This window comes from Streptomyces sp. NPDC050617 (assembly GCF_040654795.1).
In the GTDB taxonomy this organism is placed as follows: domain Bacteria; phylum Actinomycetota; class Actinomycetes; order Streptomycetales; family Streptomycetaceae; genus Streptomyces.
Window position 1 is genome coordinate 1 of sequence record NZ_JBFAIS010000002.1, and the last position, 17,188, is coordinate 17,188.

Sequence of the window (17,188 nt, forward strand, 5' to 3'; positions counted from 1 at the left end):
GGCTCAAGCCGGGCCCACTGCCCGTTCGTCAGATCCCCACGTCCCACAGAACATGATCATCAACGAACAAGATCCACTTTCGCAACACACCCTAGGCGGTCCCATAACGTGACCCGGCCCTCCAGGGTGCTGAAGGCGAGGTGGTTTCCGTCTCGGCTGAACCATGCGGACTGGAGCGTGTCCTCGCCGTACAGACTGGTGGATTTACGGCCGATGTCCAGCTCGTATCGGTCGCCGTTCGACGTGAGCAGAGCGGTCGCGTCCGGTTCCAGGAGGTCGTCTCCGCCTGCTTGCGCAGGAGACGGTGCCGGGTCTGCCCGGAGGCCCGCCACACTTCGACGGTGCTCGGGGCGTCGTTCTGCCCGCCGACCTGCCGGGCGGTGGCGAAGAGCAGGGACGCGCCGTCCGCGTCCACGGCGATGGTCTGGATCAGTTCCGGCACCTTGATTCGCGCGGTTTCGCGCCGGTGCACCACGTTCCACAGGCGGACTTCGGAGGCTCCGTATGCGACGGTCCGGCCGTCCGGCGAGAAGGCGATGTGAGGTGCTGTGTCTCCACCTGCCCGGCCCGGCAGGGTGATCGTCCTGCCGTCTCGTTCGTGCAGCTGGAACTGCCAATCCTGGCCCTGCCGCTGTGTCGTCACGGCAGTGTGTCCGTCCGGGCTGAACTCGGCCTGTTGGTAGGACTGCTCGTGCCGCCTCGGTCCGATGGCCTGCAGTACGGCACGGACGTCGAGCGTCTTCACGGTGTTCGTGCCGCCGACGACGAACCGCAGCACTCCGTCATCCGGATTGATCCGCGGCTCGACGGCGTAGGACGCTTCCGGTGTGTAGGTGGTCAGCGGGTGGTCCTGGCGCGCGGTGTGCCACAGGGCGATGCCGCTTTGGAGGGTGACGGCGTACGCCCCGTCGGCGCTGAACGACACATCCGGCCGGTCCTTTCCACCGGTCCTGATCCTGGGGCGTTCCCGGCCGTCCCGCACATCCCAGGTGCGGACTCCGCCTTCCACCGCGACGGCGATGGCGCGGCTGTCGGGCAAGAACGTGAATCGGGCGCCCTCGTCACATAGTTCGCGGTCCGCCTCGCGGGCCCAGGACGCGGGCAGCCGGCGCTTCGACTTGATGTCCCAGACCGACAGTCGGGCAGTGCCGTACGAGCAGGCGGCCAAGAGCTGGCCGTCGAGGCCCAGTTGGGTGACCGGTCCGTCACCCTGTCGCGCCCCGGCCGTGAATACGACCCGGCCCGTCTCCACGTCCCACACCTGAACCCTGGCTTCACTGTCCTGCTTGTCCTCGTCTTCGTCCTCGGTGATGAGCAGCCGCCCATTCGGGCCGAACTCGGCTTCTGGATACTTCCCATGAAGGCCGCCGAGGCTCCGCGACCGCTGCCCGTCGCGCAGGTCCCGCACAACGACGGCGCCCCGGCTGTCGAGGTACGCGACCTGCCCGGCGTCGCCGCTGACGGTGAGGACCGATGCGAAGGCGTCGCCTGGGATCTTGACCGCGCCGAGCGAGCGGCCCGTGCGTGCATCCCACTGATACACGCGGTCCCTGCCGACCTTCGTCAGGATCCGGCCGTCCGAACTGAGCCGGCCCTGCGATTGCAGATCGCCCGTGCCGTCGCGCGGTGTGAACGACGCCTGCTCGCACTGGGCGGCGGCACCCCGTACCGCCTCACGCGTTTCCGGCACGTCGGCGATCCGCCAGGAGGCCACGCTCAATCGCATGGCCAGGCGCGGGTCAGATGCGCGCAGGGCTGTGGCGACACCGGCGATGCGGCGGGCCTCGGCCTCGTCGCGGCGACGGTCGCTGATGCGGCTCTGCTGCCAGGCCGCCGTGCCCGCTACGGCTGCCAGCCAGATCAGCAGGGCAAGGGCCGCGGTCAGAGTGCGGCGTCGGCGGGCACCACGCGTTCGTGTCCGAACCGCCTGCTCGTGGGCGGCCAGGCTCGCGCGGTGAAAGTCGCCTTCCAGGGCCGTCAGCTCATCGGCTGCGCTCTTGTCCCCGAAAGCCTCTCCGCCCGGATCACCGAACGCCTCACGGGCCGCCGAGAGTCGTACCCCCCGAAACAGCGCCCCGGGGTCCCGATCCAGCGCCTCCCACGCCCGGGCCGCCTCCGTCAGCGCCCGATGCAGGCGCAGCCGTTCTCGGTCGGCCTCGATCCAGCCGCGCAGTCGCGGCCAGGCGGTGAGCAGGGCTTCGTGGGCGAGGTCGACCGTGGCGCCGTCGATGGTGAGCAATCGGGCCCGCACCAGTTCCTCCAGGACTGCCGACTCTGGGATCTCCGGTGAGAGTTCGGAACGTTCAACGGGCCGGCGGGTGTCCTGTGTGCCATCCCCCGGAGAGACCATGCGCAGCAGCAGCCGGTGGGCGACCGCAGCCTGCTCGTCGGTGAAGCGGACGTACACCGCCTCGGCGGTGTGGGCGATGGCGCCGCGCACTCCGCCGATAGCGTCGTACGCCTGCTCGGTGAGCGTCTTGCCGCGGCGCCGGCGCCAGACTTTCGAGGAGGGCGTGCGCCATCAGCGGCAGACCGCCCGGCTGCCTTTCCACGTCGGCGACGATGCGGGCGGTCAACGCCCTCTCAACGATGAGGTAGTCGCGCTGCGCCGGCCCGATGACGGCCGCCCTGAGCTGGGCGGACGTCATCGGGCCGACAAGGAGCGTGGCAGATCGCAAGGCGTCGGCGAGCGGGCCGTGCTCGGCGCAGCGGCCGTAGAAGTCGGCGCGTACGGAGATGACGACACGCAGTCGGCTCTCAGGCGAGCGGGCTGCGAGCAGCGCGTCGACGAATCGGACGCGGGCGGAGTCGTCGCGGCAGAGCGTGAACAACTCCTCGAACTGGTCGATCAGGACGATCGTGTCGCCCTGTTGGGCAGTGGCCGGTGCGAGCAGGGAGGGATCGGGGCGGTCCGACGGGGTGATGACGCGGACGACGGCCGGCCTGCGCCGCGGATCCTCTTCGTCGCGCAGGGTTGGGACGAGCCCCGCGCGCAGCAGGGACGACTTGCCGCTTCCAGAGCCGCCCACCAGAGCGACGATGCGGTGGCGGGCGACGGAGGCAGCGAGTTCCGCAACAAGTTCGCCGCGCCCGAAATAGGTATCCCGATCGTCGGGCTCGAACCGGGCCAGGCCCTTGTAGGGGGAGGCCTCCGCCTCCTCCACGGCCTCGGCTTCCGCGGCAGCGTCCGCGGTCGCCTCGCGCCAACGCCGCCCCCAGTCCGCCGCGTCGCCACCGCAGGCACGCACATAAGCGAGCAGGACGGGCAGAGTCGGCACTCGCTCACCGGAGGCGGCGGCGGACAGGGTCGGGGCCGAGAATCCGACGCGCTCGGCCATCGCCCGATAGGTAGGTCCGCCCGCTTCCGCACGCAACTTCCGCAGCTCGTGAGCGAGGCGTGGAGCGGCGCCCGCGGCCGGGTCGAGCGGCTTCTCCCGGCGCCCCATCGGTGGCTCCCCCCGTCGCGCGATGCGCGCCCCGCGACCACGGGCCGCGCCCCCTGTCAGCCCCACGGCCCTATCCGGCCGGCGTTACTGCTGTTCGGCGTCCTGCCGGGAATTGATTGGGCCCCGGAACGGGGCCTGCGCATCAATTCCCCGGCGGCTGGACTCGACCTGTCCCAGCCGTCGAGCCCTGCCGGAGCCGGCCATCGCCACCGTTCACCCCCGCACGCTCCTCGCCCGGTCTCGCACCACGTCCGCCGTCCGTGCGGCAGCGCCCCTCGGCCGGTGGCGCGTCGTTGCCGTGCCGACGCTGCTCGCTCTCGTGCTGGGCCTATGGGGCCTGCGGCGCGATGGCGCCGTTTGGCATGACGAGGCCGTGACGATCGGGCTGGCGAGTCGCGATCTCCCGGATCTGTGGCAGACGTTGGGTCACGTCGACGCGGTGCACGGTCTCTACTACCTGCTGATGCACGGTCTGTTCGGCGTCTTCGGTACGGGCATGCTCGTCCTGCGGCTGCCCTCGGTGCTCGCCGCGACGGCGGCCGCGGGAGGTGTCGCGATGATCGGCCTTCGCCTGGCGGGGCCACGTGCCGGACTGTGCGCGGGCATCGTGTTCGTCGTTCTGCCCGGGATGCAGCGGTACGCGCAGGAGGGCCGCTCGTACGCGCTGGTGTGCGCCCTTGTCGTCCGGGCGACCTACGCCCTGGTGCGAGCGGTCGAGCGCGATCGGCGGAGGGTGTGGGCGGCGTACACGGCGCTGCTGCTCACGGCCTGCTGGGTACACGAGTTCGCGATTCTCGCATTGGCCGCGCATGCCCTGGTGGTACCGCGCGCGATGCGCCGGACCTTCGTGGCGGCGGCCGTACGTGTCGTGGTGGGGCTCGCCGCGCTCGGGCTGGTGAGTATGCGGCAGTCCACCCAGGTGGGCTGGCTGGACGCCACGAAACCTGACGAGTACGCCCACTTCTCACTCATGGCCGGCGTGGCCCTGGGCGCGGTATGACTCGCCGTGGCGGGCCGGCGGCCCCGCACCGCGTGCGAGCGCCGCCTGGTTGTCCTCGGTCTCGGTCTGTTCCTCGTGCCGACCGGGCTCCTGATGCTCCTGGCCCTGGCCAAGCCGCTGTACCTGGAGCGGTACGTGCTCTACGGCGTCGCGGGCCTCGCGCTGCTCCTCGGCGCCGCCTTTGACCAAGTGCTGCGGCGCGGGCGCGGGACCCGCGCGGGCGTGGTTGCCGCGGCCGTCGTCGCCTGCGCGGCACTGGCGCCGACCGCTCTGGATCTGCGCACTCCCGCGAGCCGCTCGGACGACATGACCGCACTCGCCGCCGTGCTGCGCGAGACCGTTCGGCCCGACGACGGCCTGGTGTACCTGTCCGTGAAGCGCAGGGTCTGGGAACTTGCCGAGCCCGGGCCCGCCCCGGGGGTGGACCTGGCAAGGGCACGCGGCCCGCTCCCTTCGCACAGCCTGTACGGCACCGAGGTGGGCCCCGACGAACTGCGCGCTCGGATGCTCGCTCGCCACCGGATCGTCGCCGTCGCCTCGCCACCCGGCGTGACGGTGGAGGACAGTGCCATGGCCCGGGTGAAACGGGACACCCTCGCTGACCGCTTCGAGGCGTGCGGCAAGCGAACGGTCGACGGTTCAGTGATCACGGTGTACGCGCTCCCCGGCCGCTGCTGAGTGCCGTCGCCGGTGTCCAGCGGCCACCGTCTGCCGGCGATAGCGATGGACCCTCCGGTGGGAACCAGCCGAGCGAAGCTGTTGGGCTGGACACAATGGGGGGCGCCCCGCCCTGTAGCCGGTCTCGTGACACATCACACGCACCACGTCATTGGTACATCGCGGAGATCAACTGTCCTCCCCTCCACCAAAGGTCGCGAATGACGCAGAACTCAGCCGCCCGAGCCGGACGCTTCCACATGGGGCGTTTATCCGAGGGGCGGCCCCAGTCCCTGGATGCCTGGCGTGTCACCACCGACGATGCCGATGTCGCCGCCGGTGTCGCCGGCCTCCTGGGTGGCGAACCGCGACCGCAGAAAGGGGAAGGAGGTGGTCTTGCCTACGAAGTGCTGACGAACCACGAGAGTGTGCGCGTGCTCCTGGATGGGCCCGACGCGGTGGCGGCCCATATGATCCTTCGGGGCAGTCAAGGCATCATCCACGAGTGCGACGGCGTGGAGTTCCTGTCACCAGAGCAAAAGAAGGGCCAGCCCTGCGGCTGCCCTCCTCTGCTTGAGGACAGGAAACGGGCAGCCAGGGACGGCCACGGCCCGATGCCTTCCGCCGAGGTCACCTTCCAGATCGCGGCGGCACCCAAGCTCGGCACGTTCCACTTCATGACAGGTTCGTGGCAGATGGCCGCGCAGCTCTCCGACCTGGTGGATGCCCTGGAACGTGTCGGCGGTTCGGCCGTATGCGACCTCACCATGGAGCTCGTCGCCTTCACGACCAAGGCAGGTATAGACGTCTGTTATCGAAAGCCGGTGGTCACGGTGCTCGGCAGCCCCGACAGCGTTGCGGCCGAACCTCCGTCGCCGGCCGAACCCACGCCTGCCCCGGCACCTTCCGCACGCCGCCGCAAGGCCAGGGTGGCCCCTGAGCCCTCCACCCCGCCCAAGCCGGAGTCGAGCATCCCCGTCAGCGTGGATGCCGCTCTGCTCGGCCGTGCCGCCCAACTCCTGGGCACCAGCGACCACCAGGAAACCGTCATCGCCGCCCTGTCCGAGATCGTGGCAGGTAGGCAGAAAGCCGCAGAGCTTGCCCGGCTGCGAGAGCAGGTCGGACGTATCGCCGCCATCGCAGAGCAAGCGCTCCAAGGTCAGGATTCCTCACTCACCTGACCGGCTCCGGCCGTCTCGCAGCGATCACTGGCAGCCGGAGCAGGCTGGTCTTGACCCTGGCCTCGTGCACCTCAGTCCAAGATTCCCGTCGAAGAGCCGCATATGAAGTACGGAGGTCGATGCGCCCTCAGGTCCGGCGACATCTATCGCGATATACTTGCAGTCATTTTTTATATATTGGGAGGTATCTGAATGAGTCGAACAGTCATCGACCTGGACGACGACCTCCTCGCCGACGTGGCTCAGGCCCTGGGGACCGGCACCAAGAAGGAGACGGTCAACACCGCTCTGCGCGAGGTGCTGGAGAACCGGCGGCGAGCTCTCGCTCTCACCCGGCTGCGGGCCGCGGGAGAGGAAGGCGGCTTCGATCTGGATCTCTTCGAGGGCAAGAGGGACTACCGACGGTGAGCGCGGCGCAGTTCCTGATCGACACCAGTGCGCTCGCCCGGTTCCTCCGCGGCGACGCCGAACAGTACGGATAGGACCAGGCCGCCGCGGCCGGCCTCATCGCGACCTGTCCCGTCACCGATCTGGAGTTCTTCTACAGTGCTCGCTCCGCCGCGGACCGTGCGCGCGGTGTCGAGGACATGCGACTGCTCTTCGGCTCGGCGCCCATCGACGACCGCTCGTACGACCGCGCCTGGCAGGTCCAGGAGTTGCTGACCCGGCGCGGGCAGCACCGCAGTGCGGGAGCCGTGGATCTGGTCGTCGCCGCCACCGCGGGGCTCCAGGGTCTGACTCTCCTGCACCGCGACCACGACTTCGAGTGCATCGCCGCCGTCACCGGACAAGCCATGCAGTGGTACGGCCCGGCGACAGGTAAGTGAGCGCCAACCGACCCCAGTTCCTGACCCAGTTCCCCGTCGCGCTGTCGTGCGGAATGTAGCGCGTCGGGCGAGCGGAGAGAGGCGGGGCGAAATGCCAGGGCGTTGGCCGGTACCACTGGGTGTGAACCTGCTGCTCGGGGTTCTCGGTGTGGTGCCGATCTGGTTGCTGTGGTACTTCGCGTCGAACTGGCCGCTGGCCGCTCTCGGGCTGACTCAGCGGGAGCCGACGGAGAACGACGGCGTGCTGCCATGGCTGCTGATCGGCATTCCCGTCGTCGGGCTCTACGGGTTGCTCTGGTGGTCGGCAAACCGGCCCCTTCGCCGCGGAACCACGCTGACTCCGCGCACGTACTGGCTGCTCAGTACCGCCGCGACACTCCTGCCGACGGTTGTCCTCATCGCCCTCTGAGCGAGGGGTTGTGTCCATGGGCTCCTACGAGGAGCCGCCCCCAGCCCACCCCACGTTCACACGGAAGCGGGTTTCCGGCGGAGCGGGACGCGGCGGGGCATGGGTATGCGGCAGTCTGGAGCCCTCTACGGGTACGGGGCCGGTGGTTTCGGTCCGGGAGTGAAGAGTTGTCGTTGTCGTGAGGTGCCCCATCAGCGAGAGCAATGGAACCAGTGAGCCCGGTGGGTCGACGTTGGCCGCGTGGTTGAGCGGGCTCGACGGCGAGCGGCTGGAGCGGGTTCTCGTCGCGCGGCCGGACGGTGTGGCGGCGCCGGAGCCGCAGTCTCTGGGGGAGGTGGCGGATCGGCTGCGGCGTCAGGCGTCGGTGGCGCGGGTGCTGCCGAGGCTGACGTTGCCGTGTCTGCAGGCGACCGAGGCGCTGGCGGCGCTGGGGACGGCTTCGCGTGCGGAGTTGGCGTATTTGCTGGGCGTGTCCGGGGCGGACGGTGTTCGTGGGCTGGATGAGGCGCTCGGGGGGCTGGCCGAGCTGGCGCTGGTGTGGCCCGACGGTGACGGGCAGTTGTGCATGGCCGAGCCGTTGCGGCTGGCGTGGCGCACGCCGCTGGGGCTGGACGCGCCGCTCGTCGAGCTGCTGGCGGACACAGCCTCCGAGGAACTGCGCCGCATGCTGGTGGCATTGGGCGTCAAGTCGCCCGGCACCACCAGGCGGCAGCGGCTCTCCGCCCTCGCGGGGCATCACAGCGATCCGGAGCAGGTCACCGCGCTGGTGGCGGGGGCGCCTGCGGCCACCCGGAAACTGCTTGTGCGGCTGGCCGGACGAGGGAGTGAACGGGCCGCGCAGGGCGACGAGTTCGGGGAGATTTACGCGGGCTCCCCTCCCGGTGCTCGCTGGGCGTTGGAACGGGGGCTGCTCGTACAGGACCGGTACGGGTACGAGCCCGCCCGGATGCCCGCCGAGGTGGCGTTCGCGCTGCGCGGGGACGCCTGGCACGCGCCGTTCGACCCGGCTCCGCCGTCGGTGAGTTCGGCGCCCGTCACCTCGGAGGACGTGGACCGGGAGGCGTCCGCGGCGGCCACGGCGTTCGCCGCCGACGCCGCGTCCGTCCTGGCGGTGTGCTCCGCCTCGCCTCCGGCCGTGTTGAAGTCCGGCGGGGTCGGCGCGCGTGAGCTGGCCCGGATCGGCAAGACGGCGCGGTGCGACGACGGCGTCGTACGCCTCGTACTGGAGACGGCGCACGCCGCCGGGCTGCTGGCCGCGGACGGCGACCGGGTCGCGGCGACGGACGGCTACGACGCGTGGGCGGAACGAGAGCCGGCGGAGCGGTTCGCCGTGCTGCTCCAGACGTGGCGTGAGCTGCCGTTCGCCCCGTCCCGGGCCCGCGGCGAGGACGGCAAGGCGCTGCCCGTACTCGCCGGAACACCTCCCTGTGTCGCCTGTGCACAGGCCCGGGACGGGCTCCTCATCGCCGCGGCGATCCTCCCGGCGGGCCAAGGAGCGGAGAACGCCGCGGATCTGGGGCCGCTGATCGCCTGGCACCGTCCGCTCGCGGAGGAACTGCACCGCGACGCCGTGCCGTTCTCGACGCACGTCCGCGAGGCCGAACTGCTCGGGGTCATCGCGCGCGGCGCTCTGTCCCGCATCGGCGCCGCCGCGCGGGAGCATGACGCCAAGGCACTCGCCGCGGCCTGCCGGCGGCTGCTGCCCGCGGCCGCTAAGACGGCCCGCTTCGGCACCGACCTCACCGCCGTCGTCACCGGCACCCCGTCCGCTCCCCTCGCCGCGCTCCTGGACGCCACCGCGGACCGGGAGGCCGGCGGCACGGCATCGGTGTGGCGGTTCGGACCGGGTACCGTCCGCCGCGCCCTGGACTCGGGACGTACGCCCGAGGCGATCGTGGCCGACCTGTCCGCCGTCGCCGTCGGCGCGCTCCCGCAGCCGTTGTCGTACCTGGTCCACGACACCGCGCGTGGCCACGGCCGTATGCGCGTCACCACCGCGGCCTGCGTCATCCACGGCGAGGAGCCCGCCCTGCTCGCCGAACTCGCCGCCCACCGGCAGCTCACCGGCCTCGGCCTGCGGCAATTGGCCCCGACGGTACTGGTCGGCCGGAGCCCGCTCGACGACACCCTCGCCGCGCTGCGGGCCGCCGGGTACGCGCCCGTCGCCGAGGCCGCCGACGGGACCGTACGCGTCGAGAAGCCTCAGCACCGCCGGGCCGCCTCCCCGGTGCCGCGCCCGCGGCAGCCCGACCGCGCGTCGGGCGGCCGGGCCACGAACGCACGTAAGAAGAAGAAGAAGTCCCGGGCCGTCGCCGACGCCCCCGACGTGGGCGCGCTGGCCGCCAAGCTGCTGGCCGCCCCGCCCATCGCGCCGGAGCCCGACCCCGAGAACGGCATCCCATACAACACCGACGTCGAGGAGATCACCGCCTATTACGCGCGCCTGCTGCCCCTCGCCGACATACGTCAACTGGCCCACGCCATCTCGAAGCGGCAGGCCATCACCATCGAATACGTCGACGCCTCCGGGAACCACACCGTGCGCACCATCAGCGAGATCGACCTCGACGCGCCCTATATCTACGCCTGGTGCCATCTGCGCGACGACGACCGCGTCTTCACCCTCTCCCGCGTCCACGGCGTCATGCCCGCGTAGTTCTTCTTACGGGCGCGCCCTCACCGTCGCGTCCTCACCGTCACACCGTCACGGCCGCACCATCCGGACCTCCGTCAGTTCCAGCAGTCCGCCCAGTTCGATTTTGACCTTGGTCTGGTCGGGGCTTACGGATAGGCCGTCGCGGCGTACGAGGTCGAGGAGGCGTTCGGCCAGGGGGAAGACCATGTGGCGGGCCCAGCAGCGTTCGCTGGCGGGGCCGAAGGGGAGGTAGCCGGGGTGGGTGTCGCTGTCGAGGTCGTCCCAGCGTTCGGGGATGAACTCTTCGGGGTCGTCCCAGAGCTTGGGGTTGCGGTGGCTCAGCAGAGGGAAAAGGAGGATGTCGTCCCCGGGGCCGATGCGTTCGTCCACGGCGAGGAATTCCGGGGATGCCACCCGCAGGATGTTCCATGACGGGGGAAGCAAACGGAGAGCTTCCAGGAGGATGTTCCGATTCGAGGTTTCCTCGCGGAACGGGGCGCCCAGCCAGAGGGCGCTGGTGACGAGCGCCGCCACCGTGAAGCACATCGGCGCGCCCATTCGCCGGTAGAGGAACATGGCGTGGCGGCGGTCGCGGTAGTTCTGGGAATCGAGTACCAGGGAAGCCAGTTTCGACAGCGGCTGGTCGCCTTTCGGCTTGCCCAGTACCGCGGCGCCGGAGGCCACGGCCGCCCAGGTCAATTTCGGGGTGAGCTCCAGCCTGCGGTCCACCAGAACGCGGAAGCGGAGGTGCTCCCGGTCGAAAAGCAGGTTGCGCAGATAAACATGTCCGGCGTGCGGCCAGGGGCCCGTCAGGTCGACCGATTCGGGTACGGGGCGCTGCATCGCCGCCCGTACGTCGGCGCCGAGCGCCTGCATGAAGGCCGAGGCCTCGGCGCGGGTGACCGACCTGCCCTGTACGGGCTTGAAGGTGGGGCGCTCGTGCTCGTTGGCCGGCCTGCCGCTCAGCACGGCGTTCATCAGGTCGGGGTCGGCTATACCGATGGTGTCCGGCTCCAGACGGAACAGCGACGCATCGCCATAGCGACTGAGCAGTTCTTGGATTCGCGGCGCGAACTCTACGACCCGAGTGCTCCCGCCGGTGCGATGCATGGGCATGGGTGAACTCCGTTGCTGGGCTGCCCGGACCGACCAGGATCGCTGGTCGGTCCGGGGCCGGTGAAAAACTACCTGATTAGAGCCACTGGTACCAGGAGTACGCCTTCAGGCTCTTCTCCGAACGGAACTTATTGACCAGGTGAACCAGCTTCATAATTCCTCCATTCATACGTACCAGTTGACAGACCGACTCGGCGAACAGCTGTAATCCGAAAGAAGCGGAACCCTTCGGAATGCATTCCGGCCACCGCGGAAGAGTGAAGACCCACCCACCAAAAGTGTCAAGTGACTCACATCACAGCAGCGAATTCATCTATTTACGTTTTAGGGCGGCTGCACATTCCCATCACGGCAAATCGGCCAGAAATCCCCCATCCCTGTCCATAAAGGAAGGAATAGCGGGGGATTTGGGCGGCTTATCGCGGTTCGAAACGGCAAATCTGGCATGCGCATGATCTGGTATCGGCGCCCCCGACGATTCAGGGCCGTCTCCGAATGCCCCCCAACCATCGGGCAATGTTTTACTCTCCGCTCTCCGCTCTCCGCTCCCTGCTCCCCGCCCCTCCCCCTACCGCCCGCCTATGATCGACCGCCATGGACTGGCTGGAGCGCACCGCGAAGCTGAGGCAGTGGACGGGAAACGGCGTGCGAGCGCCCCACAAGCCGCTGCTGCTGCTCTACGCCCTCGGCCGCTTCCAGGAGGACGCCGACGGCGAACTCCGCTACAGCGCGGTCGAAGAGGACCTCAAACAGCTCCTGATCGAGTACGGACCCGCCAACAAGACCACCCCCGCCTACCCCTTCCACCACCTCGTCAGCGACGGCGTGTGGGAGGTGCGTACGGACCGCGGCCCCGGCAGCCCCGGCACCGGCGTCCTGGAGCTGCGCGCGTCGGGCGCCGCCGGCCGGCTCGTACCCGAACTGCGCTCCGCCCTGCGGCGCGAGCCCTCACTCCTCGGCCGGATGGCCCGCGTCCTGCTCGACCTGCACTTCCCGCCGTCCCTCCACCCCGACCTGTGCGAAGCGGTCGGCCTGGAGCTGGAGGCCGCGGAGACCGACCCGCTCCTGACCGGGGGCGCGCGGCAGCGGCGCGACCGGCGCATGCGGGAGTTGGTGCTGACCGCCTACGAGTACCAGTGCGCCTTCTGCGGCTACGACGGGCGCATCGGCGCCACCCCGGTCGGACTGGAGGCCGCGCACGTGCGCTGGTGGGCCTTCGACGGCCCGGACGTCGTCGACAACGGGCTGTGCCTCTGCGCCCTGCACCACAAGCTCTTCGACAAGGGCGTCCTCGGAGTGGGGGAAGGAGCAGGGGTGGAGGAAGGGGCCTTTGACAGTTCGGGGGCACGTCACGTCGTCCTCGTCTCCCAGCACTTCGTCGGGCAGAGCGCCGCCGCCCGCGACCACGTCACCGCCCTCGCCGGCCGCCCGCTCATCGGCCCCCAGCCGGGCGCCGCCCCCATAGCGCCGAGCCACCGCGCCTGGCACACCCGCCAGGTCTTCCGCGGCGCCCCGCGCCCGGCCGCCGCCGCCCGCTGACGGACACCGGTACGAACACCGGTACAGACACCGGTACGGACACCGCCCAGCCAGAGCTCATACGTACTGAAGACCCCCCGCACCATACGCACGTACTCCCCCTCCACCCCCTCAGCAACTGTTGACGCACCACGCCCCGCACCGCCGCTCGAACTCGTCCTCCTCGCCGAGCAGTTCCAGACGCTGCCGCCCGTACGCCCGCGTCACCCGCGGCATCCGGAACGAGGCCGTGTGCGGCGGCGGTTCCGGGGTGAGTACGGACTGGGCGGCCAGGCCGGCGAAGGCCGTGACCAGGGGGCCCGCGGCGAGCCATTCGTCCGAGCAGACCGCGAGCGCGTCCCGCAGCGTGAACGGGTCGGTGAAGACGCTGCACCGCGCCCACAGCAGCCGCTCGTCCGGCGTGCACAGCCGGTGGCTCCAGCTCAGCGAGGCGCGCAGGGTGCGCTGGCGGCTGGGGAGGGCCGTCACGGGCGAGGTCAGGTCCAGTACGTGCCGGAGCCGGGAGACGAAGGGCAGCAGTTCGTCGGGCGTACGGTGCGCCAGTCCGCCCGCCGCGAGCTGTACGGCCAGCGGCAGGCCGTCGAGGGAGATGCAGATCCTGCGGGCCAGTTCGCTCTCCGGCGTGACGCTCGCGCCGAACCGCCGCGCCGTCCGCGAGAACAGCGTGGCGGCGGCCTCCGGGTCGAGCGGCCGCAGCGGATAGCTCGCCGGCGTCCGCAGCGGCACCCGGCTCGTAAGCAGGACGTGCATGCCGGCGCACGCGTTCACCAGCCGTACGAGCACGTCGGCGCACTCCTCCGCCAGATGCTCGCAGGTGTCCACGACCAGCAGCGTCGGGCGCTCCCCCACCGCCTCGGCCAGCCGGGGCCGGCCCCGGAGCCGCAGCGCGCAGGCCATCCAGTGGGACACCTGGCCGGGGGTCTCCAGCCCGGCCAGGTCGGTGGCGGCCACCGCCGCCCAGGGGCCGGGGAGCATCCGCCGCGCCACGTCCGCCGCCAGCGCGCTCTTGCCCACCCCGCCGGGGCCGACCACCGCGACCAGCCGGTGCTCTCTCAGCAGCCCTTCGACCTCGATCGCCTCGGCGTCACGGCCGACCAGCGCGGCGGCGTCCAGGCCGACGAGCGGATCCGGCATCTCTCCTACCTCCAGGGTTCGTGTCCTCAGAAGGCAGTCAGCTTGGCCGGGGCGGCTCGGCGGGGCATCGGTGAACGGCCCGTATCCGTATACCTAGGTCGGATAGCCGCAGGTCAGCGCCGTCACACGGATGGGTATACGCACCCTCGCCCGCTCTCCGGCACCCCTCACCCGCCCTTCTACAACCCTCACCAGCCCCGCGGCGCCCCTCACCCGCCCCCCTACCCGCCCTTCAGCAGCTCCGTGACCTGCGCCCGCGACGAGTACCCGAGCTTGGCGAGGATGTGCTCCACGTGCGCGTCGACGGTGCGCCGCGAGATCACGAGGCGTTCGGCGATCTCCCGGTTGGTCAGTCCCTCCGCCACGAGCCCGGCCACCTCCCGCTCGCGCCGCGTCAGCGCGCTCGGCACGGGCCGCGGCCGGGCCGTGATCGCCTGCTGCCGGGGCACGCCCGGCGGCGCGTCCTTGTCCTCCGCCGCCATCAGCACGCCCGCGCTCAGGGAGAGCGCCGCGCCCTTGGCGTGCAGGGCGGTGTACCGGCCGGCGCCCAGTTCGTCGCGGGCGCGCTGCTCGTACTTGTCGTGCAGGGCCTGCATCTGCGCGTTCCCGACCAGGGGCTGCGGCCCGATCTTCCGCCACTGCGCGGCGCACGCCCCGAACAGGCAGGCCGCCCTGCGCATCCGCCCCTCGCCGACCGCGATCCAGGCCAGCAGGTCCATGGCCGCCGCCACGCCCAGCGTGTCGTCCAGCGCGCCCTTCAGCCGTACGCCCGTCCGCAGCGAGCGGGCCGCTTCGGCCGGCTCGCCGAGCATCATGTGCGCCAGGCCCTTGGTGATGCACTGCGAGCCCCGGACGTAGCACTCCTGGCTGTCCGGGCCGAGGAGTTCGAGCGTGGTGCGGGCGGCCTCGATGGCCGCGGCGGGCTGCCCGGCCAGCAGGTGGGCGACGCTGACGTGCATCCGCGTCAGCCGTTCGCCGTGCACGTCCGCGGCCTCCCGCATCAGCCTCACGGTCGCGGCCGCCGCGATCAGCCCTCGCTCGTGGGCGTCCTGGTGGTCCTGGTGGTCCTGGTGATAGAGCGCGCTCGACTCGGCGAAGGCGGCCCAGGCCGAGGACCGGGCGTCGTCGAGCGACCGCGCGCAGGCGAGCGCGGTGCCGGCGATGGCGAGGGCCGCCGCCTGGTCGCCCTCCCTGCCGACGAACATCGAGTACCAGGCGAGGGTCATCAACCGCTGCGGGGACGGCTCGTCGCCGCGGGTGCGGTCCAGGGCCCTCCCCGTCCAGTACGCGCCTTCGGCGGGCCGGCCGGAACAGAGCCAGTACGTCCACATGACGGCGGTCACGCCGAGGAGTTCGGGGCCGTCCGCCGCGTACCGCAGGGCAGCCCGCAGATTGTCGCGCTCGCCCACGAGACCTTGGTAGAGCGGGAGTTGGGAGGAGCTGACGAACTGGTCCTCGAAGCGGCCCAGCATGGCGCGGAAGCAGGCGACGTGGCGGCGGCGGAGCGCGCCGGTCCCGCCGAGCTCTTCGAGGCGTTCGGCGCCGTACTCGCGCAGGGTGTCCAGCAGCCGGTAACGGTCGCCGTCCTCGCCCAGCCGCACCACCACCGACTTCTCGACGAGCCCGACCAGGTGGTTCAGGACGGTCTCGGCCGGCAGCTCGTCGTCCGCGGCGACTTCGGCGACGGCGTCCAGGCCGAACGACCCGGCGAAGACGGAGAGCCGCGCCCACAGCAACCGCTCGGCGGGCGTGCACAGGTCGTGGCTCCAGTCCATGGTCGCGCGCAGCGTCTGGTGGCGCGCCAGTGTCGTCATGCGGCCGTGGTCGAGCAGCGCGAACGTGTCGCTGAGCCGCGCCACGAGCTGGTCGAGCGGCAGGGCCCGCAGCCGGACGGCGGCGAGTTCGATGGCCAGCGGTATGCCGCCCAGGCGGTGGCAGAGCGCGACGGCGTGCCGCCGGTTCGCGCCGGTCAGCTCGAAGCCCGGCAGCACGGCGGCGGCCCGCTCGGCGAGCAGGACCAGCGCCTCGCTGTCGCCGTCGTCGCCCGGCCGGGGCAGCGGCAGCGCGGGTACGGGCAGCAGGTGCTCGCCGGGCGCGGCCAGCGGCTGCCGGCTGGTCGCCAGGATCGTCAGCCGGGGCGCCCGGGGAAGCAGCAGGTCGGCGAGGTCCGCGCAGGCGTCGAGTACGTGCTCGCAGGTGTCCAGTACGAGCAGCAGTTCGCGCTCCGCCACGTACTCGGTCAACGCGTCCGCCTGCGGCCTCGACGTCTGCTGCGGCAGCCCCAGCGCCTCGGACACGGCCTGCGGCAGCAGCTCGGCGTCCTTGAGCCCCGACAGCTCGACGAAGCGCGCGCCGTCGCCGTACGCCCCGGCCGCCCGCGCGGCGACGCGCACGGCGATCCGCGTCTTGCCCACGCCGCCGGGCCCGACGAGCGTCACCAGCCGGGTACGCGCCAGCAGCTCCCGCGCCCGCTCCAGTTCACGGGCCCGTCCCACGAAACTCGTCATCTCGGCGGGCACCCGCCCGTCGCACCACCGGGCCGAGCCGAACGCCATGCACCTCACCGTCCTCCGTCGCCCCCCCCGCGAAGAGCTGCCGAGCCACGGAGGAACCAAACTAACGACGGCGGGGCGGGCGGGTGCCGGGGGCGATCGGTATCGGCGGCTGCCGGCCTCTGTCGGCCGGTCTCTGGCGGGTACGTGACCAGATGCTTGCGGTTACGGGCTTATCGGGTGGGCTGTTGATCGATGCAGGGTCTCGCAAGAGGCGAAGGACGCGGTTCAATCGAGTTCGGCGGCGAAGGCCGCCCCCGCCTCCAGGTCTTCTGCGTAGACCGGCCGCTCCTCGATGCCCAGAGCCCGCAGCACGGACGCAGTCGAGATCCGGTGCTGCCGTCCGCACCTGACAGCCTCGCAGGGGAAGCCTCCATGCTTGATCAGCTTGTAGGCCGTACCGGGGCTGACGCCGAAAGCACGTGCCGCCGTGCGCACATCCAGGACGACCGGAAGTGCGAAGATCTCCGTGAAGGTGAGGGCGGAACCCTTGCGCTCCGTCATCGTCGGTCACCAGGCCGTTCGATCGGGAGCAGTGCGACCAGCGGGCCTCTCCCCGCCCGCCGCGCGGCGGGCGAGATATCGCCCAACCGTAGTCGGTGAGCGATTGAGCCGAGGCGTTCCCCTTCACGTTGGCACTCGGGAGCCGCGCTCCCTGTCGGGAGAATCGGCTTGATGAGGGAGGCACCGGT

Annotated in this window: 12 protein-coding genes and 2 pseudogenes; 8 read left to right on the forward strand and 6 right to left on the reverse strand. The window is 71.0% G+C overall.

What is annotated here, in order from left to right; all coding sequences use genetic code 11:
- Positions 1-91 precede the first annotated feature (91 nt).
- Positions 92-3,446 (reverse strand): annotated as a pseudogene (locus AB0I49_RS02675) (hypothetical protein).
- Between the two features lie 298 nt (positions 3,447-3,744).
- On the opposite strand from AB0I49_RS02675, the gene AB0I49_RS02680 reads away from it, so the two are divergent.
- The 7 genes and pseudogenes from AB0I49_RS02680 to AB0I49_RS02710 all read left to right on the forward strand — a co-directional run bounded on the left by AB0I49_RS02680 (position 3,745) and on the right by AB0I49_RS02710 (position 10,176).
- Complete coding sequence (locus tag AB0I49_RS02680; protein WP_363224973.1) at positions 3,745-4,446, forward strand: glycosyltransferase family 39 protein; 702 nt, start codon at positions 3,745-3,747, stop codon at positions 4,444-4,446.
- A 75-nt stretch (positions 4,447-4,521) separates the two neighbouring features.
- Complete coding sequence (locus AB0I49_RS02685; RefSeq protein ID WP_363224974.1) at positions 4,522-5,124, forward strand: hypothetical protein; 603 nt, start codon at positions 4,522-4,524, stop codon at positions 5,122-5,124.
- A 200-nt stretch (positions 5,125-5,324) separates the two neighbouring features.
- Complete coding sequence (locus AB0I49_RS02690) at positions 5,325-6,284, forward strand: hypothetical protein (RefSeq protein ID WP_363224975.1); 960 nt, start codon at positions 5,325-5,327, stop codon at positions 6,282-6,284.
- A gap of 192 nt (positions 6,285-6,476) precedes the next feature.
- Complete coding sequence (locus AB0I49_RS02695; RefSeq protein ID WP_363224976.1) at positions 6,477-6,692, forward strand: type II toxin-antitoxin system VapB family antitoxin; 216 nt, start codon at positions 6,477-6,479, stop codon at positions 6,690-6,692.
- A pseudogene (locus AB0I49_RS02700) lies at positions 6,689-7,111 on the forward strand (PIN domain nuclease). The gene AB0I49_RS02695 and the pseudogene AB0I49_RS02700 overlap by 4 nt, the downstream one beginning before the upstream one ends.
- 91 nt (positions 7,112-7,202) lie before the next feature.
- The gene (locus tag AB0I49_RS02705) at positions 7,203-7,520 is read left to right on the forward strand and encodes a hypothetical protein (protein ID WP_363224977.1); all 318 of its coding nucleotides are present in this window, start codon (positions 7,203-7,205) and stop codon (positions 7,518-7,520) included.
- A 232-nt stretch (positions 7,521-7,752) separates the two neighbouring features.
- A complete protein-coding gene (locus tag AB0I49_RS02710; protein ID WP_363224979.1) occupies positions 7,753-10,176 on the forward strand; it encodes a helicase-associated domain-containing protein in 2,424 nt (807 codons plus the stop codon).
- A gap of 48 nt (positions 10,177-10,224) precedes the next feature.
- Here AB0I49_RS02710 and AB0I49_RS02715 read toward each other — a convergent pair whose 3' ends face one another.
- Positions 10,225-11,271, reverse strand: coding sequence for a cytochrome P450 (locus AB0I49_RS02715; protein WP_363224980.1), 1,047 nt, complete (start codon positions 11,269-11,271; stop codon positions 10,225-10,227).
- Positions 11,272-11,347: 76 nt separating this feature from the next.
- A complete protein-coding gene (locus AB0I49_RS02720) occupies positions 11,348-11,440 on the reverse strand; it encodes a tryptorubin family RiPP precursor (RefSeq protein ID WP_363224981.1) in 93 nt (30 codons plus the stop codon).
- A 425-nt stretch (positions 11,441-11,865) separates the two neighbouring features.
- On the opposite strand from AB0I49_RS02720, the gene AB0I49_RS02725 reads away from it, so the two are divergent.
- Positions 11,866-12,810, forward strand: a complete 945-nt coding sequence (locus tag AB0I49_RS02725; protein ID WP_363224982.1) for a phosphorothioated DNA-binding restriction endonuclease — start codon at positions 11,866-11,868, stop codon at positions 12,808-12,810.
- A gap of 111 nt (positions 12,811-12,921) precedes the next feature.
- On the opposite strand, the gene AB0I49_RS02730 is transcribed toward AB0I49_RS02725, so the two are convergent.
- The 3 genes from AB0I49_RS02730 to AB0I49_RS02740 form a co-directional block, all read right to left on the reverse strand.
- Positions 12,922-13,944 carry a hypothetical protein gene (locus AB0I49_RS02730; protein WP_363224983.1) on the reverse strand — a complete coding sequence of 341 codons (1,023 nt, stop codon included), beginning with the start codon at positions 13,942-13,944 and terminating at the stop codon, positions 12,922-12,924.
- Between the two features lie 221 nt (positions 13,945-14,165).
- On the reverse strand, positions 14,166-16,499 hold the full coding sequence (locus tag AB0I49_RS02735) for a LuxR C-terminal-related transcriptional regulator (protein ID WP_363224984.1): 2,334 nt from the start codon (positions 16,497-16,499) through the stop codon (positions 14,166-14,168).
- A gap of 225 nt (positions 16,500-16,724) precedes the next feature.
- Positions 16,725-17,000: a helix-turn-helix domain-containing protein gene (locus tag AB0I49_RS02740; protein WP_363224985.1), complete on the reverse strand. Its 276-nt coding sequence runs from the start codon at positions 16,998-17,000 to the stop codon at positions 16,725-16,727.
- Positions 17,001-17,188 lie beyond the last annotated feature (188 nt).